At 71.7% G+C, this 22597-nt stretch carries 22 protein-coding genes; 6 read left to right on the top strand and 16 right to left on the bottom strand.

Annotated elements, in window-relative coordinates; genetic code table 11:
- Positions 1–121: 121 nt before the first annotated feature.
- The 5 genes from ABH920_RS47215 to ABH920_RS47195 all read right to left on the bottom strand — a co-directional run bounded on the left by ABH920_RS47215 (position 122) and on the right by ABH920_RS47195 (position 4356).
- On the bottom strand, positions 122–493 hold the full coding sequence (locus ABH920_RS47215; protein WP_370355913.1) for a VOC family protein: 372 nt from the start codon (positions 491–493) through the stop codon (positions 122–124).
- 201 nt (positions 494–694) lie between these two features.
- On the bottom strand, positions 695–1402 hold the full coding sequence (locus ABH920_RS47210; RefSeq protein ID WP_370355912.1) for a VOC family protein: 708 nt from the start codon (positions 1400–1402) through the stop codon (positions 695–697).
- A 14-nt stretch (positions 1403–1416) separates the two neighbouring features.
- On the bottom strand, positions 1417–3066 hold the full coding sequence (locus ABH920_RS47205) for an RNB domain-containing ribonuclease (protein WP_370355911.1): 1650 nt from the start codon (positions 3064–3066) through the stop codon (positions 1417–1419).
- A gap of 104 nt (positions 3067–3170) precedes the next feature.
- Positions 3171–4202, bottom strand: coding sequence for a PadR family transcriptional regulator (locus ABH920_RS47200; protein WP_370355910.1), 1032 nt, complete (start codon positions 4200–4202; stop codon positions 3171–3173).
- A gap of 19 nt (positions 4203–4221) precedes the next feature.
- A complete protein-coding gene (locus ABH920_RS47195; protein WP_370355909.1) occupies positions 4222–4356 on the bottom strand; it encodes a hypothetical protein in 135 nt (44 codons plus the stop codon).
- 229 nt (positions 4357–4585) lie between these two features.
- Between ABH920_RS47195 and yaaA the strand changes: the two genes are divergently transcribed.
- A complete protein-coding gene (yaaA, locus tag ABH920_RS47190; RefSeq protein WP_370355908.1) occupies positions 4586–5395 on the top strand; it encodes a peroxide stress protein YaaA in 810 nt (269 codons plus the stop codon).
- Positions 5396–5429: 34 nt separating this feature from the next.
- Here the strand turns inward: yaaA and ABH920_RS47185 are convergent, their stop codons facing one another.
- From ABH920_RS47185 to ABH920_RS47170, 4 genes are all read right to left on the bottom strand, one after another.
- A complete protein-coding gene (locus tag ABH920_RS47185; RefSeq protein WP_370355907.1) occupies positions 5430–6035 on the bottom strand; it encodes a hypothetical protein in 606 nt (201 codons plus the stop codon).
- Positions 6036–6102: 67 nt separating this feature from the next.
- Positions 6103–7353: a bifunctional RNase H/acid phosphatase gene (locus ABH920_RS47180; protein WP_370355906.1), complete on the bottom strand. Its 1251-nt coding sequence runs from the start codon at positions 7351–7353 to the stop codon at positions 6103–6105.
- 89 nt (positions 7354–7442) lie between these two features.
- Positions 7443–8180 carry a zinc ribbon domain-containing protein gene (locus tag ABH920_RS47175; protein ID WP_370355994.1) on the bottom strand — a complete coding sequence of 246 codons (738 nt, stop codon included), beginning with the start codon at positions 8178–8180 and terminating at the stop codon, positions 7443–7445.
- A 59-nt stretch (positions 8181–8239) separates the two neighbouring features.
- Positions 8240–9100 (bottom strand): Nif3-like dinuclear metal center hexameric protein, encoded by an 861-nt coding sequence (locus ABH920_RS47170; RefSeq protein WP_370355905.1) that lies wholly within the window; start codon positions 9098–9100, stop codon positions 8240–8242.
- A 157-nt stretch (positions 9101–9257) separates the two neighbouring features.
- Here ABH920_RS47170 and ABH920_RS47165 point away from each other — a divergent pair, with 157 nt between their 5' ends.
- Complete coding sequence (locus ABH920_RS47165; RefSeq protein WP_370355904.1) at positions 9258–10181, top strand: NADP-dependent oxidoreductase; 924 nt, start codon at positions 9258–9260, stop codon at positions 10179–10181.
- 225 nt (positions 10182–10406) lie between these two features.
- On the opposite strand, the gene ABH920_RS47160 is transcribed toward ABH920_RS47165, so the two are convergent.
- The 4 genes from ABH920_RS47160 to ABH920_RS47145 form a co-directional block, all read right to left on the bottom strand.
- Complete coding sequence (locus ABH920_RS47160) at positions 10407–11075, bottom strand: zinc ribbon domain-containing protein (RefSeq protein WP_370355903.1); 669 nt, start codon at positions 11073–11075, stop codon at positions 10407–10409.
- A 45-nt stretch (positions 11076–11120) separates the two neighbouring features.
- Positions 11121–12026: a 3-oxoacyl-ACP reductase gene (locus ABH920_RS47155; protein ID WP_370355902.1), complete on the bottom strand. Its 906-nt coding sequence runs from the start codon at positions 12024–12026 to the stop codon at positions 11121–11123.
- Between the two features lies 1 nt (position 12027).
- Positions 12028–13107: a Zn-dependent alcohol dehydrogenase gene (locus ABH920_RS47150; RefSeq protein WP_370355901.1), complete on the bottom strand. Its 1080-nt coding sequence runs from the start codon at positions 13105–13107 to the stop codon at positions 12028–12030.
- A 116-nt stretch (positions 13108–13223) separates the two neighbouring features.
- On the bottom strand, positions 13224–14081 hold the full coding sequence (locus tag ABH920_RS47145) for a MaoC/PaaZ C-terminal domain-containing protein (RefSeq protein WP_370355900.1): 858 nt from the start codon (positions 14079–14081) through the stop codon (positions 13224–13226).
- A 116-nt stretch (positions 14082–14197) separates the two neighbouring features.
- On the opposite strand from ABH920_RS47145, the gene ABH920_RS47140 reads away from it, so the two are divergent.
- The 3 genes from ABH920_RS47140 to ABH920_RS47130 all read left to right on the top strand — a co-directional run bounded on the left by ABH920_RS47140 (position 14198) and on the right by ABH920_RS47130 (position 16882).
- Positions 14198–15097, top strand: coding sequence for a hypothetical protein (locus tag ABH920_RS47140; protein ID WP_370355899.1), 900 nt, complete (start codon positions 14198–14200; stop codon positions 15095–15097).
- Positions 15098–15201: 104 nt separating this feature from the next.
- Complete coding sequence (locus ABH920_RS47135; RefSeq protein WP_370355898.1) at positions 15202–16191, top strand: WD40 repeat domain-containing protein; 990 nt, start codon at positions 15202–15204, stop codon at positions 16189–16191.
- A gap of 43 nt (positions 16192–16234) precedes the next feature.
- Positions 16235–16882, top strand: a complete 648-nt coding sequence (locus ABH920_RS47130; RefSeq protein WP_370355897.1) for a hypothetical protein — start codon at positions 16235–16237, stop codon at positions 16880–16882.
- A 404-nt stretch (positions 16883–17286) separates the two neighbouring features.
- Here ABH920_RS47130 and ABH920_RS47125 read toward each other — a convergent pair whose 3' ends face one another.
- From ABH920_RS47125 to ABH920_RS47115, 3 genes are all read right to left on the bottom strand, one after another.
- Positions 17287–18225: a cation diffusion facilitator family transporter gene (locus ABH920_RS47125; protein WP_370355896.1), complete on the bottom strand. Its 939-nt coding sequence runs from the start codon at positions 18223–18225 to the stop codon at positions 17287–17289.
- A 63-nt stretch (positions 18226–18288) separates the two neighbouring features.
- Positions 18289–19983: an AMP-binding protein gene (locus tag ABH920_RS47120; protein WP_370355895.1), complete on the bottom strand. Its 1695-nt coding sequence runs from the start codon at positions 19981–19983 to the stop codon at positions 18289–18291.
- A gap of 378 nt (positions 19984–20361) precedes the next feature.
- Positions 20362–21201 carry a LysR family transcriptional regulator gene (locus tag ABH920_RS47115; protein WP_370355894.1) on the bottom strand — a complete coding sequence of 280 codons (840 nt, stop codon included), beginning with the start codon at positions 21199–21201 and terminating at the stop codon, positions 20362–20364.
- A gap of 104 nt (positions 21202–21305) precedes the next feature.
- On the opposite strand from ABH920_RS47115, the gene ABH920_RS47110 reads away from it, so the two are divergent.
- A complete protein-coding gene (locus ABH920_RS47110; protein WP_370355892.1) occupies positions 21306–22031 on the top strand; it encodes an SDR family oxidoreductase in 726 nt (241 codons plus the stop codon).
- Positions 22032–22597: the final 566 nt, after the last annotated feature.

Here is a 22597-nt window from a genome sequence, read left to right as displayed (position 1 = left end):
GTCTCCGCGAGCCGAGTACCTTCCACGAGAAGGTGCGTGTACTCCATGAGGAGACCACCGCTGCGGTTGAACGGCTCGCGCCAGCCCTCCCACGCAGTACGTCCTTCGTCGGGCCCTAGGTCTAGCTCTGCTCGCGCTCCGCGAGGCTCCGCTCCACGCAGAACTCGTTGCCTTCCGGGTCGAGCAGGACGGCCCATCCCGTGCCGTCAGGGTTGCGGTGATCCGCAAACAGGGTGGCGCCGAGGGTCAGAAGCCGCTCAACTTCCTCGTCTCGGGTACGGTCCTGAGGCTGAAGGTCCACATGGACCCGGTTCTTGACCGCCTTCGACTCGGGAACCTGGATGAACAGCAAATCGGAACCTACGAGACCGACCTCGCCATCTCCAGGCTGGTCCTCTGGATGGAGCGTCGTCCCGAAAACCTCGGCCCAGAAGGAGGCCAGCTTGTACGGGTCAGCGCAGTCGAAGGTGACGTGACGAATGAGAGAAGCCATGGCGGGATTCTCTCGTTCCACGAGTCAGCTGGGCAACACGGATTCGGCAACTCCACAGCTCTGACCTGGGATTGCTGGGTGTGTAAACTGCCACATACCCCGAGGGGAACGCGTTCTGTATCGAGCGGAGTGTGGCTGAGCGGGAGAGCCAGCAGTTCGGCATAGCCTGACAGGCGGATAGGTAGGCAGGCAGCTGAACGGCTAGTCCGGCTGCCGCCCCTGCCACGTCGTGATGCACACCTCATTACCCTCCGGATCCGCGAGCACCCAGAACGCCGGCGCCTCGTCCTCATACGTCAGCCGCCCACCCGCAGCCAGCGCCGCCGCGATGCGGCGCTGCGCCTCGTCGTGCGGAACGCAGATGTCGAAGTGGATCCGGTTGCGCTGCGGACGCGGTGCGTCCATCTGCTGGAACCAGATCGCCGGCCCCTGCCGCTGCGGGTCGACGAGCGCGTCCGTGGGACCGGTTTTGCTTCCCTCGTCCTCGTAGGCGAACACCGCCTTCCAGAACGGCCGCACCGCCGGGATGTCGATCGCGTCCACGCCGATCTCCACCAGTTGCAGCGCACGCGTCGCCGCGCTCGCGACGTCCGCCGACGTCTCCAGCCCCGCCTCGCGCACCGCGAGCGAGACGCGGCCTGCCAGCTCCGCGTCGACGTCCGTCACCGCGGCGGCGTCGAGGGACTGCAGGACCAGCAGGACCTTGTCGGCGCGGACGTCGAACCACAGGTGGCGGTCGGCGTCCGACGCGCAGGCCTCGACCGCCTTCGTCGCGACCGCGCTCGCCTGCGCCAGCGACGTCACGGCGACCGCGGTGCGCAGCGTCCCCAGCAGGTAGCGCCAGCCGATCGATTCGACCGCATCGGACGCCTCGCGCATCCGCAGGACTCGTTCCGGCTCGGCCGCCATGGTGCTCCTCGGTCTCAGTTCTTCTCTGTGTTCTTGCCGTTGTCAGGGTTCTTCTCAGAACCCTTATCAAGACTCTTGACGCCGTTCCCGCCGCCACCGTTCCCGCCGCCACCGTTCCCGCCGCCACCGTTCCCGCCGCCGCCGTTCCCGCCGCCACCGTTCCCCGCGACGTTCTTCGCCGGCCGGTCCCGCACCGTGTACCGCGGGTCCGTGGCCTCGAACAGTATCCGCCGCGTCGTCACGTCCGCCTCGGCCAGCCGCACCCGCGTCTCCTGCCCCAGCGGCAGGTCGTGGCCGTCGCAGCGGGCGCGTACCGCGGGCTGCGTCAGCTGCACGATGCCGACGTCCGGTTTGCCGTTGTGGTCCCAGTCGATGCGCTCGTTCAGGTCGATCACCACCGCGTCGAACTCCTCGCCGACGCGGTCCTTCAGCAGCATCGTCTCCACCAGGTCCACGCACTCCCGGTCCACCGCCGAGCCGCGCCGGTCCGCGCCCTCCATCACCGCCGGCAGCTTCGGCAGCTCCGAGCGGGCCCAGTCCGGGACCTCCGTGCCGCCGCACAGGGCCACGCACACCTCGCCGGCGTAGCGGTCCGCCAGCCGCCGCAGCGGGGCGGTGACGTGCGCGTACGTCGTGGCCAGCGCCGAGTGGCCGGCCTGCTCCGGCACGCCGCCGTCGAAGGCCGTGTAGCCGGCGCCGCGCATCAGCGTCGTGGTCTCCTGCAGGAACGCCGCGTGCGCCGGGACCGCCGGGTCGAGTTTGCGGATCAGGTCGCTGTAGCTGACGCCCTCCGGCCAGCGGATCTTCAGCGCCCGGGCCACGCGGTGCAGCCGGTGGTAGGCGAACTCCGGCGGGTCGGGCATGGTGCGCAGCAGGCCGATCTCGCCGTAGACCATCAGCTCGGCGGCGGCCATTCCGGTCAGCAGCGAGATCTGCGCGTTCCAGTTCTCCACCGGCAGCGGCGTGCGGTACTCCAGCGACCAGCTGTCGCCGTCGGCGACCACGACCTGCGCCGGCACGCTCAGGCTTATCCCGCCGCGCTCGGCCTCGCGGTCCTGGCGCAGCGTGCCGATCTCGCGGAGCAGGCGCAGGACCTCGTCGGCGGTGCCGGCGTCGAGCGCCGCCTGGGTGTCCTGGTAGTTCAGCTTGGCGCGGCTGCGCACGCGGGCCCGCCGCACCTCGACGTTCGTGGTGTCGCCGGAGGAGTCCAGATCGATCTGCCACAGCAGCGCCGGGCGCTCCTGGCCGGGCAGCAGCGAGGCCGCGCCCTCGGACAGGATCTCCGGGTGCAGCGGCACGCGCATGTCCGGCATGTAGTACGTCTCGCCGCGCCGGTGCGTCTCCAGGTCCAGCACGCTGCCGGGGGTGACGAACGCCGCGACGTCGGCGATCGCGTAGTGCACCCGGTAGCCGCCGCCCTCGCGCGTCTCCAGGTGCATGGCCTGGTCCAGGTCCATCGACTCCGCCGGGTCCAGGGTGACCAGCGGCAGGCCGGTGGCGTCCGCCTCGGGCATGCGCGGGGCCTTCGCCGCCGCCTCGGCCTCGGCCTGGGCGTCGGCCGGCCAGGGCCCGGGCAGCTGCAGTTCGGCACGGATGGCGTCGAACCCCGCGCGCAGGTCGGCGGCCGGGACGGCGGCCTCGACGGTGAGGACTCTTTGCGGCATGCCAGCACCTTATGGGGTGCCGGTGGGCCGTTGCACGCGTCCTGCGATCATCGTCACGCCCGCGCCGGGGCGGCGGCGGCCCCGGGCGTGGCGTGCGGTTTCGGTCAGTCCTCTGACGGATCCCCGGCCAGGATCCGGTACAGCGCCTGCCGGGCGCCGACCAGCACCCGCGAGGCCTCGGCCCGCTGGGTCTCGGTACCGACCTGGATCACCTGCATATAGGCCATCGCCAGCTGCGCGATGACATCGCGGATCTTGGTGGCCTCCTCCGAAGGCCCCTCCTCCTCCTCGATGCCCTCCCAGGGCGCGGTCCACTTGGCGCGGTTCTCCCGCACGTAGGTCTTGCCCTCGTCGGTGAGCGCGAACATCTTGCGCCCCTCCCCCTCCGTGGTCCGGACGATGCCCTCGTCCTCCAACTGCTGAAGCGCCGGATAGATGGATCCGGAGCTGGGCTTCCACGCCCCGTTGGTGCGCTGCTCGATCTCCTGCATCAGCTGGTAGCCGTTGGCCGGCCCCTCGTCGAGCAGGATCAGGACCGTGATGCGCACGTCGCCGCGCCCGGCGCGGCTGCGTCCGCCGTGCCGGCGCCGGTTGCCCGGCGCACCCGGCGGCGGACCGAAGAGCCCGCCGAGGAAGTCGAACGGGGTGAAGGTGCCGCCGGCGCCCGGGATCGGCGGCAACGGGCCGGCCGGGGGCATCGGGGGCATGGGCGGCATCGGCGGGGTGCCGGGCCCGGTCCAGCCGTAGTCGCCGCGGCCGCCGCGGCGCGGGCCCCGGCGGTCTTCCCGGCGCTCTTCGCGCCGGTCGTCACGACGGTCCTCGCGCTCCCCCCGGTACCGGGCGCGGTGCTCCTCGCCGCGGGCCCGGGCCTCCTGCGCGTGATCGCGCGCGGCCTGCTCGAGGCGCTGCTTGAGCTCCCGCTCGCGCTGGGCCGCCTCCTCCTGGAGCCGGCGGCCCTGCTCCTTGAGCGCCCGGAGCTGCTCGCGCAGCTGCTCGGCGCTGCCGCCAGTGCTGGTCTCGGTGTTGTCGGTGTTGTCGGTGTAGTCGGTGTTATCGGTGTCGTCGTGCTCGTTCTGCTGGTCGTGCTGCTCGTTCTGCTGCTCGTCGGCCATCTCGCCGCCTCCAGTTCCACTCACCGGCGACAGTCGTCGCCTCTCAACGATATGACGGATGCTCCCCCGGCGCCCCCAGCGGAAGCAGCGGCAGGTACCGGATCCGGTCCCGGTCGCGGTCGGCGCCCCGGTCCGCGTACCGCCGGGCCCGCTGCCGCTCCCGCAGGCGGATCTCCATTTCGATCTCCTTCGCCGCCCGCGTGCGCCGCTCCGTGCGGCGCCAGCGGCAGGAACCGGTCGGTCGGTGTCCCTCGATCATGATGTCCTCCCCATCGACGAAACGACTTCCGAAGGTGTTCTTCGATAGCTCAACGATATGTCGTTAACTATCGCTCCGCAAGTACCCTCCCGGCGCGTCTTCCGACCTGGCCCGCTGACGGCGCCGCCGATGCGCGAGAATGATCGCCGTGCTGATCCTGCTCCCGCCCTCCGAAGGCAAGGCCCCCGACGGCGACGGCCCGAAGGTCGACCCGGCCGGGCTGGCCTTCCCGCAGCTGGCCAAGACCCGCAAGGCCCTGATGGCGGAGCTGACCCGGCTGGCCAAGGGCCGCGAGGCCACGGCGCTGGAGGTGCTGGGGCTGTCCCCGAACCAGGGCGGCGAGCTGGCGGCGGACCGGCAGCTGGCCACCGCCCCGACGCTGCCGGCCGCCGACCGGTACACCGGGGTGCTCTACGACGCGCTGGACCTGCCGGGCCTGCGCCGCGACGATCCGGCGGCGTTCGCGCGCGCCGAGGCGCGGGTGCTGACGTTCTCCGGGCTGTGGGGCGTGGTGCGGCCGACGGACGCGATCCCGGCGTACCGCTGCTCCGGCGGCGTGACGCTGCCGAAGGCGGGGCCGGTGGCGAAGCTGTGGCGGGCCGCGCTGACCCCGGCGCTGGCCCCGGCGGTCGCTTCGGGGCTGGTGGTGGACCTGCGCTCGTCGATGTACGCGGGGATGTGGAAGGCCCCGGCCTCGGCGGCCGAGCGCACCGCGACGGTGCGGGTGCTGCACGAGCGGATCGTCGACGGCGTGCCCAAGCGCAGCGTGGTGAGCCACTTCAACAAGGCGACGAAGGGGCGGCTGGCGCGGGCGCTGCTGGTCGGGGACGTCGTGGTCGACAGCCCGAAGGAGTTGGCCGAGGCGTTGCAGGACCTGGGGCTGCGGACCGAGACCGCGGCGCCGTCCAAGCCCGGGACGGCTTGGACGATCGACGTGGTGGTCGACTCAGTGGCCTGAGAACACCACTGGTCAGTCGCCGGTCAGCTGCCGGTCAGTTGCCGGTGGGAGTGGAGCTCGGGCTGGATCCCCCGCCGCACAACGTGTTCAGCGGCTTCGACGCTTCGACGGCCTTGGCCAGGTCGTCGTCCGAGGACTCGTGGTTCGTGAAATCGCGGCCGACGTTCTGGTAGTCGGTGCCGACCGTTTTCAGCGTCGACCTCAGGTCGGAGTTGTCGGTCTTGGTGTCCTGGACGCGCAAGGCGGTGCCGGCGGTGCGGTAGTCCTGGCCGGTCCGCGAGTCCGAGTCCTTGTCCGTCGCCAGCTTCGACTTCAGCGTCGCCAGCACGTCGCGGACGGTGGAGCAGACGGTGTGGTCGACGTCCGACGGCGTGGCGGTCGGGCTGGCCGCGGACGTGGCAGCCGCGCTGGTGCTCGGGGCGGCGCTGGTGGTGCTGGAAGCCGTGGCCGAGGGCGACGGGGTCGACGAGGTCAGCGGGCGGGTCGCGGCGGCGTTCTTCGGCTGCACGGTGACCGAGCAGCCGGCCAGCGCCGCGACCACGGCCACGGTCGCCGCCGCGGCCCGCACGACACCGGCCCGTCCGGAGGTGGTCCCGACCCCGTTCTCGTCTCCCGCGCGCCGCGGGCCCATCCGTTCCATGAGGCCGGAGTCTATCCACGATCACCGCGACGCGAAGCAGGCCCGGGAAGATCCGTCGCGCCCGGCCTCAACCGGTCAGATGCGCGGTGTCGTTGAACAGGCGCATCAGGGCGCGGCCGTCGGAGTAGCACGTCACGACCGACAGCGAGGCCGCCGAGAGTTCCATCGCGTACAGGGACTCCGGCGGGGCGCCGAGGGCGTCGCGGATCAGGGTCTTGATAGGTGTGACGTGCGAGACGACCAGCACGGTGCGGCGCGCGTGGCGCTCCAGCAGCGCGTCACGCGCGGCGAGCACGCGGACGGTCACGTCGTCGAACGACTCCCCGCCCGGCGGCGCGACGGCGGTGGACGCCAGCCACGCGCGGTGCTCGGCGGGCCAGCGCTCGCGGACCTCGGCGAAGCTGTGGCCGTCCCAGAGCCCGAAGTCGGTCTCGCGGAAGCCGGGGTCGATCTCGACGGACAGACCGAGCGCGTCGGCCGCGGCCTGCGCGGTCTGGACGGTGCGCCGGAGCGGGGAGGAGACGATCGCGTCGACGCCGCCGCGGGCGGCCAGGCGGCGCGCGACGGCGGCGACCTGGTGGCGGCCGGTGTCGGCGAGTTCGGGGTCGCCGACACCGGAGAAACGCCTCTCGGCGGTGAGCGGGGTGGCGCCGTGGCGCAGGAGCAGGAGGGTGGTCGGCGGGCCCATGTCGGGGGCCGGGGTCCAGCTCGGTTGGTGCTGCGGCGCCGGGCTGGAACCAGCACCAGCCACCGGCTCGGCACCGGCTGACGGCCCGGCATCGGCCGGCGCCGTGGCCGCATCCCCGCTGGCCCCGCCAACCCCGCCCCCGCGAGCCTCCCGAGCCTCCCGATCCGCCCGGAAAGCCGCGATCATCGCCTCCGCCTCGCGCATCTTCGCCTTCGCCGCCGCCGCGTCGTCCAGCGCCAGGTTCGCCAGCGCGTCAGCCCTCTTGTTCTCCGCGCGCGGCACCCACGTGTAGCGCACCGCGCCGGCCCGGGGGAACGCCGTGCGCGCCTGCACCGCCAGCGCCCGGATGTCCGGGTGCCTGACCTGCCACTCCCCGGTCATCTGCTGGACCGCCAGCTTGGAGTCCATGCGCACCTCGACCTCCGCCTCCGGGTCGAGGGCGTAGGCGGCGCGCAGCCCGGCGATCAGGCCGCGGTACTCCGCAACGTTGTTGGTCACCACGCCGAGACCCTCGGCGAGTTCGACCAGGACCTCGCCGGTGGCGGCGTCGGCGACCAGCGCGCCGTACGAGGCCGGGCCGGGGTTGCCGCGGGAGGCCCCGTCGGCCTCGACGATGAACGCGCGCGCCATTGCTGTCCTTGCTGTCCTTGCCGTCCCGGCTGCCCTAGCCGCCCTAGCCGCCCTTACCGCTCGTGCCGTCCGACCGGCCGGCCCGCGCCCTAAAGCCCCGACTCCGCGACGCGCACCAGGATGCTGCCGCACACATCGTGCCGGACGACCTGGTCGGCGGCCGCCGCCTTGATCGCGTTGACCTCGCTGATGTCCAGCTCCAGCTGGCAGCCGTCGCAGCGGCGCTGGCGGATGGCCGCGGCGCCCACGCCGTTGTCGGCGCGGATGCGCTCGTACAGCGCCAGCAGGTCCTCCGGGATGACGCCGGCGGTGGTCTCGCGCTCGGCGGTGACCGCCTCGACGTCGCCGTCGATCGCCTCGGAGGACTTGGCCAGCACGGCGTTCACCTCGTCCCGCCGGGCCTGCGCCTCGTCCCGCTGCACGGTCATCTCGGCGACCCGGGTCTGCGCCGCCTCGCGCCGCTCCATGACCTCCAGGACCACGTCCTCCAGGTCGGACTGGCGCCGGGCCAGGGTCTGGAGCTCGTGCTGGATGTTCTCCAGGTCCTTGGCCGAGCCGCGGCCGGACTCCAGCATCTGCCGGTCCCGGGTGGCGCGGTTCACCACCTGCTCGACGTCGGCCTCGGCCTTCTTCTGCTCGCGCGCGACGTCGCCCTCGGCGGTCTCGGCGGCGACCAGGACGTCGCGCAGGTCCGCCAGGCGCCGGTCCACCTTCTCGGCCTCGGCCAGCTCCGGCAGGGTGCGCCGCTTGTGCGCCAGCTGCGCCAGGCGCACGTCCAGGCCGTGCAGGTCCAGCAGGCGTTGCTGGTCGGCGGGGTTCGCGTTCAGGGCAGTGCCTCTCTCTTGACTTGTTCTTCGCGTACGTCGCGTTCCGACGGCGGCGGGTTCTACCTCGCTGCCAGGTGCGCGGTCCACGGATCGGTGACCAGCGTGGAAACGTACGTGTCCACGTTAGCCCCGGCAGCCCCGAGCGTGGAACGCAAGGTCTGCGCCGCGTACTGAAGCCACGGCCACTCGCTGGCCCAGTGCGCCACGTCCACCAGCGCCGGCCCTCCCGTCTCCAGCGCCTCGGACGCCGGGTGGTGCCGCAGGTCGGCGGTGACGTAGACGTCGGACCCGGAGCTACGAACAGCGCCGAAAAGCGTGTCCCCCGCTCCCCCGCACACCGCGACCCGCCGCACCGGACGGTCCGGATCCCCGGCCACCCGCACGCCCCCGGAGGTCGCCGGCAGCGCGGCGGCGACCCGCGCGGCGAAGGCGCTCAGCGGCTCGGCGGCGGCCAGCTCGCCGACCCGGCCGATGCCCAGCTCGGGGTTCGCCGCACGCGGCTCCAGCGGCCGCAGGTCGTGCAGGTCCAGGGCCCGGGCCAGGGCGTCGGAGACGCCGGGGTCGGCGGAGTCGGCGTTGGTGTGCGCGGTGAACAGCGCGGTGCCGCCGCGGATCAGGCGGTGCACGAGGCGGCCCTTGTACGTGGTCGCCGGGACGCCGTGGACCCCGCGCAGGAACAGCGGGTGGTGCGTGACCAGCAGGTCGGCCCCGCGCTCCAGCGCCTCGTCGATCACCGCGGCCACCGGGTCGACGGCGAAGCCGACGGTGCGGACCGGCTCGTCCGGGTCGCCGCAGACCAGCCCGACCGCGTCCCACGACTCGGCCCAGGCCGGGTTGTAGACCCCCTCCAGGATCGCCACGACGTCTCGCAGGGTCGGGGCGGCGGTGCTCACATCGATGACGGCGGCGGGATCTGGCATGCGCAGTACGTTACCGGGCCGCGCGGCGGGTTCCTTGATCCGGACCCGCGCGTTCGGCCACGATCCGGACCCGCCCGTTTGACCGCCCCGGCTAGCGGCGGCGCTCCTCAGGCCGCAGATTCGTGTCAAGTGGCGACCACACACGGGAGGAACCAGGATGCGCGCGGTCGGAGTGAAGGACTACGGGGCCACTCCCGAGCTGCTCGACGTGCCCAAGCCCGCCGCCGGGCCGGGACAGCTGCTGGTGCGCGTGGAGGCCGCGGGCGTCAACCCGGTGGACGCCATCCTCGCCTCCGGCGCGTACGGCAAGCCGCCGCTGCCGCTGGTGATGGGCGTCGACTTCGCCGGCCGGGTGGAGGCGGTCGGCGAAGGCGTCACCCGCTACACCGCCGGCGACCCGGTCTTCGGCCGCGCGGCCGGCACCTACGCCGAATACGTGGTCGTCGACGAGACCGGCCCGATCGGCCCGGCCCCGGACGCCGTGGAGCTCAAGACCGCCGCCGCCCTGCCGACCGCCGGCCTGACCGCGCTGGGCATCCTGGAGGCCGCCGAGGTCCGCGGCGGCGAGAGCCTGCTGCTGATCGGCGCGGCCGGCGGCGTCGGCACCTTCCTGACCCAGCTGGCCTCGGCGCGCGACGCCCGCGTGCTGGCGGTGACGCGCGGCGACGAGAGCGTCCGCCTGGGCCTGTTCGGCGCGGCGGTGACCATCGACACCTCGGCCCAGAACGCCGCGGACCGCATCTGCCGCGACGAGTACCCGGACGGCGTGGACGTGCTGGTCGACCTGGTCTCCGCCGACGGCGAGGCGTTCGAGGCGAACAAGAAGCTGGTCCACGACGGCGGCGTGGCGGTGAGCACCCGCGGCGCGACGCGCGAGCGCGGCAGCGTGCAGTCCGGCGTGGAGGAGATCTCCTTCCGCGTGCAGCCCTCCGCCGAGCTGCTGGCCGCGCTGGCCAAGGAGGTCGACGGCGGGACGCTGCGGGTGTTCGTGGAGGCCGAGGTGCCGCTGGAGCAGGCACCGCAGGCGGTGGCGCGGATCCAGCACGGCGGGGCCAGGGGGAAGACGATCGTCAAGCCGTGAGCGGCTGGGCCAGGTAGCCCTCGGTGCGGGTGAGCTTCCCGAAGCGCGGGAACGTCACCCGCACGGAGAACTCGTGCTCCTCGGCGCTCGGCGCGGACATGGCGTCCTGGCCGAAACCGACAAAAAGCCGGCGCGGCACCGGCTGAGCCGTAGGGTTCCCCGCCCCATCGGCCGCCGCTGCCGCGCCGCCTGCTTCCGTACTGCCTGACTACCTACCGCCGCGTCCTACTGCGGCTTCCCGCACTCAGGGCAGAACTTCGCCCCCAGCACCACCTGCGACCCGCACCCGCCGCACGTCCCCGGATCGGCGTTCTGCTTCGCCCCGCAGTCCGGGCAGAACTTCGCGCCATGCGTCTCGTGCCCGCAGGACAGGCAGACCAGCTGCTTCTGCGTGGCGACGTCGACCTCGGCAGCCAGTCCGGCGCCGAACTCGCGGGCCTTCATCGTCGCGGCGTCGACCATGCCGTGGCTGCGCGCGGACTCGACCTCGGCGGCCAGGTCCGGGGCGCAGTTCGTGCACAGTCCGCGCTCCGGGCTCCAGCAGCGCGCGCAGACGTACGACGTGCAGCGTCCGCAGCGATTGAAGTGCTTCTCCGCGGCGGCGATCGCCTCCTTGAATGAGGCGTCGCGTGCCTTGTGCCAGCCGCTCTGCACCAGGCCGTCGACCCCCTCGGCGACGTCCCAGCCGATCGTCGAGGCGGCCCCGTGCGCCATGTTGGACGCCCGGCGGATCCAGCCGGCGGCGCGCGCCGCCTTGTACGGTTCGAAGCCGCTGCGCCAGGTGTCGCTGCACCGCTGGCAGTAGAACTCGAACTCGAATCCGGCGTCGTTGCCGTACTGGTTGGAGTAGTCGCGGTGGTTGTTGCTGAACCAAAAAGTGTTCTCGTCGGCCATTGCCCGAACCCCCTATTGATAAGGCCTAGGGGCACAGGATAAAGCTCAACGCCGACGGAGCGACAACACGTCTGTCGCGCTGAAGTTCTCGCCGGGTTTCTTGGCCTCGAAGTAGGGGCTGAGCACGGTTTCGAGCTCTCCGGCGGTGAACGTCTCCAGCGTGGAATCCCAGCGTTCCTCGACCACCGGACGCTGCATCAGCAGCACCATGCCGCCGTGCACGACGAAGACCTGGCCGTTCACCTTGTCGGCGGCCGGGGACGCGAGGTAGGCGACCAGCGGGGCGACGTGTTCGACGGCCAGCGGGTCCATGCCCTCGGCCGGAGCTTCGAAGCCTGCGAAGACGTCCTCGGTCATCTTGGTGCGGGCCCGCGGGCAGATCGCGTTGGCCCGGACGCCGTAGCGCGCGCAGCCGTTGGCGGTGGCGGTGGTCAGGCCGACGATCGCGGCTTTGGCCGCGGCGTAGTTGGCCTGGCCGGCGGCGCCGGCGAGGAAGGCTTCGGAGGAGGTGTTGACGATGCGGCCGTAGACCGGTCCGCCGGCGGCCTTCGACTGCTCGCGCCAGTGCGCCGTGGCGTGCCGGGTCAGCGCGAAGTGGCCTTTGGCGTGCACGCGCAGGACGTCGTCCCATTCCTGCTCGGACATCGAGAACACCATGCGGTCGCGCAGGATCCCGGCGTTGTTGACCAGGATGTCCAGGGTGCCGAACCGCTCGATCGCCAGCCGGGTCAGGGATTCGGCGTAGTCGAAGTCCGAGACGTCGCCGGCGGAGGCGACGGCCTGACCGCCGGCCTTGACGATGTCGGCGGCGGTCTGCTCGGCGATGGCCGGATCGTGGTCGTTCACCACGACCGCGGCGCCCTGCCGGGCCAGCTCCAGCGCTTCGGCACGGCCGAGTCCGCGGCCCGCGCCGGTGACGATCGCCGCGCGGTCCGTGAGGGATGTCGTCATGTCAGACCTCAATGATCGTCCGGATCGCGGCGCCGGTGCGCAGCAGCTCCAGGGCTTGGTTGATGTCGTCGAGCTTGAGCCGGGCGCTGATCATGCCCTCCAGGTCCAGCCGGCCGGCGCGCCACAGCGCGATCAGCCGGCCGTACTCCCGGCGGGGGTCGGCACCGCCGTAGTAGGAGCCGAGGACCTTCTTGTTGTCGAAGAAGAGCTGGAACATGTTGAAGTCGACGTGGTCGTCGTACTTCCCGGCGCCGACGACCGTGACGGTGCCGCCGCGGCGGGTCAGGGCGTAGGCCTGCTTCACCAGCGCCGAGCGGCCGACCACTTCGAAGACGTAGTCGAAGCCGGTCCCGCCGGTCACCTCGGCCTTGGCGGCGTCGGCGTCCTCCGGCTTGACGGCCCGGGTGGCGCCGAAGCGGAGGGCGACGTCGTGCTTGGCCTCGACCGGGTCGATGGCGACGATCTCGGCGGCCCCGGCGATCCGCGCGCCCTGGATCACGCTGATCCCGACGCCGCCGGCGCCGATCACCGCGACCGAGGAGCCGGGCTGGACCTCGGCGGTGTTGATCACGGCGCCGACGCCGGTGGTCACGCCACAGCCGATCAGGGCGGCGATCTCGTACGGCACGTCGTCCGGGATCTTCACCGCGCACTGCCACGGCACGACCATCTCCTCGGCGAAGGTGCCGTTGCCGGCGAAGCCGTAGACGTCGGCGCCGTCGACCTTGAAGTGCGGCGTCATGGTCATGCCGAAGAAGATGTTCACGCACAGGTTGCCCTGGCCGCCGCGGCAGAAGGAGCAGTCCCCGCACGGCGGGTTCCAGCACACGATGACGTGGTCGCCGACGGCCACCTTGTCCACGGCGGCGCCGACCGCGACGACCTCGCCGGCGCCCTCGTGGCCGGGCACGAAGGGCGCGGGCTGCGGCAGGACCCCGGTCATCGCCGACAGGTCCGAGTGGCACACGCCGGTGGCGTGGATCCGGATCCGCACCTCGCCGGGGCCGGGGTCGGCGAGGGTGACGTCGTCACGGACGTCGAGGGTCTGGCTGCCGATCTCGAACAGGACTGCTGCGCGCATGAGGGGTTCCTGTCTTTTTCTTTGTCTGTATAGCTTTTTCGGCCTGTCTCTACCTCTAGAAGGAGGACCGGGCTCTAGGAAAGGACCGACCTCTGGAGGGAGGACCGGAGGTAGAACTAGGGCTTGTAGGTCAGCACGGTGTTGGCCAGCACCACGGCGTCGTCGCGCTCGGCCGAGGTGGACACGACGTCCACGCGGCCCGCGCCGTCGTCCCACATCTGCACGCGCATGGTCTCGCCGGGGAAGAAGATCCCGGCGAAGCGCGTGGAGTACTCCGTCACCCGCGTCACGTCGCCAGCCAGGACGGTGTCGACGACGGCCTTGCAGGTGATGCCGTAGGAGCACAGGCCGTGCAGGATCGGGCGGTCGAAGCCGGCCATCGCGGCGAACTCCGGATCGGCGTGCAGCGGGTTCCAGTCCCCGGACAGCCGGTAGATGAGCGCCAGCTGCTCCAGGGTCTTCACCTCGACGACGTGGTCCGGCGCGCGCTCAGGCGTGGTGTCCACGGTCGAGGGGCCGCGCTCGCCGCCGAAGCCGCCCTCGCCGCGGACGAAGATCTGCGAGTGATTGGTCCAGATGGGGCCGTCGGCGTCGGCGATCACGCTCTCGGTGCGGATCACCGCGGCCTTGCCCTTGTCCCAGACGTCGGTGACGCGCGCGGTCGCGGTGGCCTGCCCGGAGGCCGGGATGGCGCGGTGCACGGTGATCGACTGGCCGCCGTGCAGCACGTTGACCAGCTGGATGTCGATGCCCGGGTTGGCGAGCAGCGAGAAGCCCAGCGCGCCGCCGGCCACCACCGCGAAGGTCGGCAGAACCTTGAGGCTCTTCTCGTAGACGTAGGCCAGCTCCGCCGGATCGGTCGCCGGGACACCCGCGCCCAGGCCCAGGTGGTAGAGCTGGACGTCCTTCGGGGTCCAGGCCAGCTCGATGCTCGTAGCCGGGGCGGCCAAGGCCTTCTCGGGGTCGATGGGCATACGCCGGTCCCTTCGCGCTGATCTCGCACTGATCGAGTACTGTCCCGGGCAAACTAGAACACGTTACTGTCGGATGCAATGGCCGGGCACCCGCCGACGATGGGGAGACACTGCGCATGACCGAGGCGGCTTCTAAAGACGACATCAGGCGCGCATGGCTGGACGAGGACGAGGCGGACTTGTCTGCGGCGCGCGTCGCGAAGCACCGGCTGGTCGAGCAGGTGCGGCGGCTGGTGGACGCGGCCTTCCAGCTGGACACCGGGGACGTCGGATACCACTCCGACGATGCGAATGGCACTGGCGCCGACTCGGACGGCACCTCCGGCTCCGACACCGGCTCCTACACCGGTTCCGGCACCAACTCCGGCCCCGACACCGATTCCGGCACCGGCTCTACCTCTACCTCTAGCTCTAGCTCTAGCTCTAGCTCTAGCTCTAGCTCTAGCTCTAGCACCAGCTCCGACACCGACCGGGCGGCGCGGTTCATAGCCCTGGCCGCCGAAGTCGAATCCCTGGCCGACCGTATCGGCGCCCTACCCCGCATCCCGCGCACCGACATCGCCGTCGAGGGCGTGAACGCCAGCCTTGCCCGCCGCCACGACACCCTTCTGGTGGAACGCTCGACCATCAACGGCCGCGGCAACCCCCTGGCCCCGCCGATGCGCATGTGGGCCGACGGCGAGGTGATCCGCGGCGAGGCGTACTTCACGGCGCCGTACGAGGGGCCGGCGGGGCGCGTGCACGGGGCGTGGGTGGCGGCGTGCTTCGACGAGATCATGGGCTGCGCGCAGGGGGCGTCGGGAGCGTTCGGGTATACGGGGACGTTGACGATCACGCTGCGGCGCGCCACGCCGCTGTACACGAAGATCACCTACGAGGCCGGATTCTCACACCACGAGGGACGCAAGATCCACGGCTGGAGCCGCTGCTACGCCGACGGACGGCTGACGGCCGAGGCCACCGGCGTGTTCGTCATACCGGCGAACGGCAGGATGGGGCACGGGACTACCGAGTAAAGGCCTTGCCTGCCACCACGGCCTGCGTAAAAGTACGTAATTTGATACTTCTGTTTGAGTAAAATCCGGCAGCAGCGGAGCCCGGCACCGGTAGCGTGCCGCCCATGCTTCACGATCTCCTGGATGCGCCGACGACCCGATGGCGGACGGACTGGTCCACCGACGGCGAGTCGCCCACCGGGCACTGGGACTGGGTCGTGGCCATGGCGACGGCCGAGGTGGACGGGCGGCTCGTCGCGCTCAGCGGGGGTTCGGACCAGGCAGTGCGGGCGTGGGACGCCGGCACCGGCGAATCGCTCGGGGAGCCGGTCACGGGGCACTGGGGCACGGCGCTGACCACGACCGTGCTGGACGGGCGCGCGCTGGCGCTGACCAGCGGCACCGACATGACGGTGCGGGTGTGGGACCTGGCGGCCGGCAAGCCGTCCGGGGAGCCGCTGCGCGGCTTCGAGGACAAGGTCGAGGCGATCGCCACCACGACCGTCGAGGGCCGGCCCACAGCCATCACCTGCACCGGCAGCGCCCTGGGCCTGGCGGAACCGACAGTGCAGGTCTGGGACCTGACAACCCGCCGCCCGATAGGCACGCCGCTGGCCGGCCACACCGAACCGGTCTGCGCGGTGGCCACAACCGTCCTGGACGGCCGCCCGATCGCGGTGACCGCCGGCAACGACGCGACGTTGCGCGTCTGGGACCTGACGACGCACCGCCCCCTCGGCACCCCGCTGACCGGCCACACGGACGCGATCTGGGCAGTGGCGACCACAGTCCTGGACGGCCGCACCGTCGCGGTGACCAGCAGCGACGACTCGACCCTGCGGGTGTGGGACCTGGCGGCGGGCACGGCGCTCGGCGCCCCGCTCACCGGCCACACCGCCGGCGTGGAGACGGTGACGACGACGCTGCTGGACGGCCGGCCGGTGGCGGTCTCGGGGAGCTGGGACCAGACGGTGCGCGTGTGGGACCTGGGTACCGGACGGCAGGTGGGGTCCGAGCTGATGTTCCCGGCACAGGTGCAGGCGCTGACGGCGACGCCGGACGGCCGGCTGCTGGTGGGGTACGACCGGGGCGTGGCGGCGCTTTCAGCGGGGTGAGACGCGCCCTTCACCTGTGGGAGTGCTGCGTTAGCCTCAAGGAGTGAACAACACAGCCACGCCGCCGGTCACCGCGCAGGACGTCACCCTGTCGGTCGCCCTGGCCGCCGATGCCCTGCTGACGGCGGTCGACCAGGACTGGCACGTCCCGGCCGGCACCCTGGGCTGGGACTGCTGGGAAACCGTCGAGCACATGGCCGACGACCTGTTCGCCTACGCCGCACAGCTCGGACCCCGCAAGCCGCCACAGGACAGGCACGTCCCGTTCGCCTGGCAGCGCACCCACGAAGGCGGCCCGGCGGTCACCACCTTCGCCGACCCCGAGGGCGGGAACGCCGGCCTCATCGAGATGTTCGAAGCCTGCGGCGCATTCCTGGCCGCACTGGTAGCGACATCACCGCCGGAGAAGCGAGCCCACCACGCCATGGGCCTGGCCGACCCCGAGGGCTTCGCCGCGATGGGCATCGTCGAGGTCGTGGTGCACACGCACGACGTGGCCGCCGGACTCGGCATCCCCTGGACCCCGCCGGAGGACCTCTGCGACAGAGTCCTGCACCGCCTGTTCCCCGAGGCGCCGACCGACACCGCCCGCTGGCCCACGCTGCTGTGGGCCACCGGACGCGGCGACATCCCCGGACACCCGCGGATCACCGGCCGCTGGCGGTGGTACGCGGCGCCGCGCGAGTCCTGACCGCGAGGGCCGCACGAGCAGCCGCCGCGTCCGGTACCCGCGCTCGCACCGCGGCCGGTACCTGCGCTCGCACCGCGGCCGGAATCTGCGCTCGCGCCGCATCCGGTTACCGTGCTCGCACCGTGGCCGAGCCCGCCGCCAGCGCCGCATCCGGAACCTGCGCTCGCACCGCATCCGGTTCCGGCACCCGCGCTCGCGCCGCATCCGGTACCCGCGCTCGCACCGCGGCCGGAACCTGCGCTCGCACCGCGGCCGGTAGCCGCGCTCGCACCGTGGCCGAGCCCGCCGCCAGTGCCGCAGCCCGCGCAGCCGTACTGTTCCCGCAGCCGTCTACAGCACTCGCCGCCACAGCCAGTCCTACAGCTCCGCCGCCGCCCCCGCCGCCGACCCCGCCGCCACAGCCCTCACCCCGTCGTAGGCGCCGGCAAAGGCCCCGGCCGCCGCACATCAGGCTCCAGATAGATCAGCCGCGCCTCCGGCACCGCGTCCCGGATCCGCCGCTCGGCCGCGTCGATCGCCTTCGCGACCTCCGCCGCCGTGTCGTCGTGCTGCACCGCGATCTTCATCGCGACCAGCAGTTCCTCCGGCCCCAGGTACATCGTGCGCAGGTGGATCACGTCCGTCACCGTGTCGCCGTCGACCGCCGCGGCGCGGATCGCCGCCACGTCGTGGCGTCCGGCACCCTCGCCGACCAGCAGGCTCTTCATCTCCACCGCCAGCACCACCGCGATGCACACCAGCAGCACGCCGATCGCCAGCGTGCCGACGCCGTCCCAGCGCCCGTTGCCGGTGGCCACCGCCATGCCGACGCCGAACAGCGCGAAGCACAGCCCCAGCAGCGCGCCGGAGTCCTCCAGCAGCACCACCGGCAGCTCCGGGGTGGTGGCGCGGCGGATGAAGCCGATCCAGCTGCTGCCCTCGCGCAGGTGGTTGGACTCGCGCACGGCCGTGCGGAAGGACATGCCCTCCATCACGATCGCGAACAGCAGCACCCCGACCGCCCAGTACCAGCTCTCGACCTTCTCCGGGTGCATGATCTTGTGCCAGCCCTCGTACAGGGCGAACAGCCCGCCGACGCTGAACAGCACCACCGAGACGATGAACGCGTACACGAACCGCTCGCGGCCGTACCCGAACGGATGCTCGGTGTCGGCCTTCTTGCGGGCCTGCTTGCCGCCGATCAGCAGCAGCACCTGGTTCCCGGAGTCGGCGACCGAGTGCACGCCCTCGGCGAGCATCGACGCCGAACCGGTGAAGGCGTAGGCCACGAACTTCGACACGGCGATCCCCATGTTGGCGGCCAACGCCGCCACAACCGCCTTGGTACTGCCTTCAGCGCTCATGCGCGCGACTCACCTGCTCCTTCGCGAATCCCCGGGCCCGAAAGGAAGCAGAGTAACAACGATCTACCCCGCGCGGGGCGGGGTACGGCCGTGCCCGGCGAACTCCCGGGCCAGGTCGGCACGGTCGGCATCGGTCATCCGGCGGTACCGGCCGGCCTCCCGCAAGTACACCGGATCCGGCGTACACCAGGCCTCTTCCACCAACGCGCGGACAAGGATCTTGTGCGTGGCCGTCCTCGGCATCGACGCCACGAGGCGCACATACCGCGGCCACCACAATTTCGGCAGCTCCGAATGGGAACCCAGGTACGCCTCCAACTCGGCCGGATCGAACGCCTCGAACCCGCCGGCACCGGCGCTCGGCTCCAGGGCGACCATCACCTGATCCCCCGCCGCGACATCCGGCACCCCGTACGCCGCCGCCGCGACCGCCCCCTCCCACTCCTCCACGGCCCGCGCGATCGGCCCGGACGCGAAGTTCTCCCCGCCGACCCGGATCCAGTCCCCCGACCGCCCGGCGAAGAAGAAGTTCCCCTCAGCGTCCCGATACGCCAGGTCACCGGACCAGAAGTGCCCGTCGCGCAGCTTGGCCTCGTCGGCCTCCCGGTGCTTGTAGTAGCCCTCGAACGCCCCGGCCCCGGCGAAGTTCACCATCTCCCCGACCTCACCGACCGCGCACTCGGCACCGGTCTCGGCATCGACGATCCGGACATCCCCGACCGGCACGCCGAGCGCCAACGGCGGCGTGGACGGCAGCCGGTAGAACGAGATCCCGCCCTCCGTCGAGCCGAACGCGTCGGTCACCGAACACCCGAAGCGCTTGGCGAAGCGCTGCACGTCAGCAGGCGCCGCCTCGTTGCCGAACACCTGACGCAGCGTGTTGTCACCGTCATCAGGCTGCTCGGGAGTGGCCAGGATGTAGGCGAGCGGCTTGCCGACGTAGTTCGCATACGTGGCACCGAAGCTCCGCACGTCCGGCAAGAAGCCCGAGGCGGAGAACCGACGGCGCAGAGCGAGCGTCGCCCCGGTCGCGACCGCCGGAACCCACGCGGCGATGACGGCGTTGCTGTGGAACAGCGGCATCGCGCAGTACAGGACGTCGTCCTTGGTGAGCCCACGCTGCACGGCCAGGCTGGAGCCCTGCGACGCGAGCTTGCCCTGCGAGCAGACCACGGCCTTCGGGGCCGACGTCGTGCCAGAGGTCAGGATGAGCATGAAAGGAAGCTCGGAGATGCCCGCCGCGTCTTCATCCCGGTTCTCATCCTGGTCCTCGTACTGGAGGTAGGAACAAGCGCTGAAACCGTTGTGCCGTAAGGAAGACCATTCTTCCGTCGAGTCGACGTCCACCACCGGGACACCGCAGTCGCGCACCATATCCGCGAACCCAGACTCGGTGACGATCAGCGCGCAGTCCGTGTGCCGCGCATCCCGCACGACCTCAGCCGCGCCACGCGTCGGATTCAGCCCGACCAGCGTGAACCCGCCGAGCGCCGCCGCGCCGAGCAGGTAGGAGAACTCCGGCACGTTCTCCATCAGCACCCCGACATGTCGACGCCCCCGCCCTGCCGCTGCCCGCGCACCCGCCGCCGGAAGCCGCTCGGCCAGCCACGCGGCGCGCGCCGCACTGTGCCGCACGTGCTCGTCCCAGGACACGCGCCGCACGTCGCCGTCCGGTCCGGCCCAGGTCAGCGCGGTGGCGTGGTCGCCGGCACGGGCGGTGAAGAGCTCGGCTACGGAGGTGCTCCAGCGTCCGGTCATGCGGCGCAGGGTAGGGACTGGCGCATGAGACTTCCAGGGTCATCGGCTTCGGCTGCACGGCAGGCATCGAGGCAGCAGATCCGGCACCGCCGCCGCATCGCCCCCACATCGGCACCACCCGAATCACCGAGCCGGCCGAGCGCACCAAGCGCCGCCGCCGAGGCCGCAACCCGCAACACCGAGGCCGCCGTCGAGGCCGCAAACCGCTACGCCCCGCAGCCCGCAACACCGAGGCCGCGATCGAGGTCGCAGCCCGCAACGCCCCGCAGCCCGCAACACCGAGGCCGCCATCGAGCTCGCAAGCGCCGCCGAGGTCGCACCCGGCAGCGCTGGTCCCGCCGCCCGCCGTGCCGCGAACACAACGCCGCGACCCACCGATCACACCCGCGTGGCCACCCGCACCAAATCAGCCACCGCACGCTGCCGACTCTCCGTCGGCCAAGCGATCACCGTGGTCACCGGCCCGGCGTCCACCACCGGCACCGCGACCAGATCCCGCCGCAGATCCACGGCAGCCGACTCCGGCACCACCACCGTGGCCCGGCCGAGCGCGATGAGCTGGAAGACCTGCCCGAGATTGTGCACCTCGGGCCCGGGCCCGTCCGGATAGCTCCCGTCCGGCCTGCACCAGCGCGCCATCGGCAGGCCCGGCAACCCGGCAAGCTCCGCCGACCGAACCTGCGCACGCCCGGCCAGCGGGTGCGACGTCGGCAGGACCGCCACCTGCGGCTCGGTGAACAACACCTCGGTGTCGAGCCCGTCGGCCGGATCGAAGGGCAGATGCAGCAACGCCACATCGGCCTGCCCGCTGAGCAGCAGCCGCTGATGCTGGTGCGCCTCGCACAGCAGCAGCTCCACCTCGGCAGCGCCGGGCTCCGCGCGGTAGGCGTCGAGCACCTTCGCCAGCAGATCCCCGGCCGTCCCGGTCTTGACCGCGAGCACGACCCGAGGACGCTTCTGCGCCGCCTCCTGCGTACGACGCTCAGCAGCAGCCACCGCACTGAGAATCGAGCGCGCCTCAGCCAGCAGCACGCCCCCGGCCTCGGTGAGCGCGACCTTCCGGCTGCTCCGCTCCAAGAGCGTGACGTCCAACCGCCGTTCGAGCTGAGCGATGGAGCGGGACAACGCCGGCTGCGCGATATCCAGCCGCTCGGCGGCCTTCCCGAAGTGCAGTTCCTCGGCGACGGCGACGAAGTACTGCAACTCGCGGATCTCCATGCGTCCACGGTAACCCTGTGGAGCCTGCACCGATGCCGCGCGGACATAGCTGCGGTGCCGAGTCGGTGTTGGTCCGCGCACGCGTTCGGACAAGACTTCCAGTCATGAGCGAGAAGACGATCGCGCTGGTCACCGGCGCGAACAAAGGCATCGGGTACGAGATCGCGGCAGGCTTGGGAGCGCTGGGCTGGAGCGTCGGCATCGGGGCCCGAGACGAGCAGCGCCGGGACGAGGCCGTGGCCAAGCTGCGCGCGGCTGGCGTCGACGCGTTCGGCGTGACGCTGGACGTGACCGACGACGAGAGCGTGGCCGCCGCGGCGCAACTGATCGAGGACCGCGCCGGACGCCTGGACGTGCTGGTCAACAACGCCGGCATCGCCGAGGGCTGGCCGGACGTCCCCACGGCCCTGAATCCGGAGGTCCTGCTGCGGATGGTCGACACCAACGTCGTCGGCGTCGTCCGGGTCACCAACGCGATGCTGCCGCTGCTGCGCCGCTCCGCGCACCCGCGCATCGTCAACCAGTCCAGCCACGTCGCCTCACTGACGTTCCAGACCACGCCGGGCATGAACCGGGGCGGCATCAGCGGCGGCTACACGCCGACGAAGACGTATCTGAACGCTGTCACGATCCAGTACGCCAAGGAGCTGGAGGGCTCCGGCATCCTGATCAACCTCGCGTGCCCCGGCTACGTGGCCACGGACCTGAACGGGTTCCAGGGCACGCTCACCCCGGCGCAGGGCGCGGCGGCCTCGATCCGGCTGGCGACGCTCCCGGACGACGGTCCCAGCGGCGGCCTGTTCGACGCCGACGGCGTGGTGCCCTGGTAGCCGCACCGAGCCGAGCCGAGCCACGGCGGGCCGTGCCATGCGATGCTCTGCCATGCCGTCGCCGTGCTATGCCATCCCGTGCTAACGCTAGTGCTAAGACGAGCGCCCGAAGTCGTTCCCCCGTAACGGATCTGTCGGACTGAGCCCCTAGATGACTGATGTGGGTTGGTGGCGGGGGTGTGGCGTGGTTAGTGGCCGTAGGCGGTGAGGGATCGTTTGTGATTGGCGCCGATGAGCCAGTTGTGCCAGATGGCGGCGTTGAGTGCGAGTAGGCGCTGCACGATGCGGGTGAACAGTCCGTCGGCCGGTGGGCTCCGGGCTGTTCGATCCCCAGCGGGTGCTTCAAGGACTGGTTGACCGACTCGATGCGCTGACGAAGCCAGGCCGGGTAGCACCTGGGGTCGGGCTCGTTGCCGTAGGCCGGGCGGATCAGGCGCAGGTGGCGCTGGGCGAGTTCGGCCTCCAATGCCCGGCTGCGCAGGCCTTGTCGGCCACGATCGTGGTGCCTGGCGGTGGGACGTTCGCCGGCCGGGTCATCATCATCGCCGTCGCCGCTGCCTCGCCGA

Source organism: Catenulispora sp. EB89 (assembly GCF_041261445.1).
GTDB lineage: Bacteria > Actinomycetota > Actinomycetes > Streptomycetales > Catenulisporaceae > Catenulispora.
This window is presented reverse-complemented; position numbering and strand designations above follow the sequence as displayed.

What these genes read in the sequence shown, in the direction of transcription:
- ABH920_RS47215 (WP_370355913.1), bottom strand. Translation starts at nt 493, where the DNA reads ATGGCTTCTCTCATTCGTCACGTCACCTTCGACTGCGCTGACCCGTAC.
- ABH920_RS47210 (WP_370355912.1), bottom strand. Translation starts at nt 1,402, where the DNA reads ATGGCGGCCGAGCCGGAACGAGTCCTGCGGATGCGCGAGGCGTCCGAT.
- ABH920_RS47205 (WP_370355911.1), bottom strand. Translation starts at nt 3,066, where the DNA reads ATGCCGCAAAGAGTCCTCACCGTCGAGGCCGCCGTCCCGGCCGCCGAC.
- ABH920_RS47195 (WP_370355909.1), bottom strand. Translation starts at nt 4,356, where the DNA reads ATGGAGATCCGCCTGCGGGAGCGGCAGCGGGCCCGGCGGTACGCGGAC.
- ABH920_RS47185 (WP_370355907.1), bottom strand. Translation starts at nt 6,035, where the DNA reads ATGGAACGGATGGGCCCGCGGCGCGCGGGAGACGAGAACGGGGTCGGG.
- ABH920_RS47180 (WP_370355906.1), bottom strand. Translation starts at nt 7,353, where the DNA reads ATGGCGCGCGCGTTCATCGTCGAGGCCGACGGGGCCTCCCGCGGCAAC.
- ABH920_RS47170 (WP_370355905.1), bottom strand. Translation starts at nt 9,100, where the DNA reads ATGCCAGATCCCGCCGCCGTCATCGATGTGAGCACCGCCGCCCCGACC.
- ABH920_RS47165 (WP_370355904.1), top strand. Translation starts at nt 9,258, where the DNA reads ATGCGCGCGGTCGGAGTGAAGGACTACGGGGCCACTCCCGAGCTGCTC.
- ABH920_RS47160 (WP_370355903.1), bottom strand. Translation starts at nt 11,075, where the DNA reads ATGGCCGACGAGAACACTTTTTGGTTCAGCAACAACCACCGCGACTAC.
- ABH920_RS47155 (WP_370355902.1), bottom strand. Translation starts at nt 12,026, where the DNA reads ATGACGACATCCCTCACGGACCGCGCGGCGATCGTCACCGGCGCGGGC.
- ABH920_RS47150 (WP_370355901.1), bottom strand. Translation starts at nt 13,107, where the DNA reads ATGCGCGCAGCAGTCCTGTTCGAGATCGGCAGCCAGACCCTCGACGTC.
- ABH920_RS47145 (WP_370355900.1), bottom strand. Translation starts at nt 14,081, where the DNA reads ATGCCCATCGACCCCGAGAAGGCCTTGGCCGCCCCGGCTACGAGCATC.
- ABH920_RS47140 (WP_370355899.1), top strand. Translation starts at nt 14,198, where the DNA reads ATGACCGAGGCGGCTTCTAAAGACGACATCAGGCGCGCATGGCTGGAC.
- ABH920_RS47135 (WP_370355898.1), top strand. Translation starts at nt 15,202, where the DNA reads ATGCTTCACGATCTCCTGGATGCGCCGACGACCCGATGGCGGACGGAC.
- ABH920_RS47125 (WP_370355896.1), bottom strand. Translation starts at nt 18,225, where the DNA reads ATGAGCGCTGAAGGCAGTACCAAGGCGGTTGTGGCGGCGTTGGCCGCC.
- ABH920_RS47120 (WP_370355895.1), bottom strand. Translation starts at nt 19,983, where the DNA reads ATGACCGGACGCTGGAGCACCTCCGTAGCCGAGCTCTTCACCGCCCGT.
- ABH920_RS47115 (WP_370355894.1), bottom strand. Translation starts at nt 21,201, where the DNA reads ATGGAGATCCGCGAGTTGCAGTACTTCGTCGCCGTCGCCGAGGAACTG.
- ABH920_RS47110 (WP_370355892.1), top strand. Translation starts at nt 21,306, where the DNA reads ATGAGCGAGAAGACGATCGCGCTGGTCACCGGCGCGAACAAAGGCATC.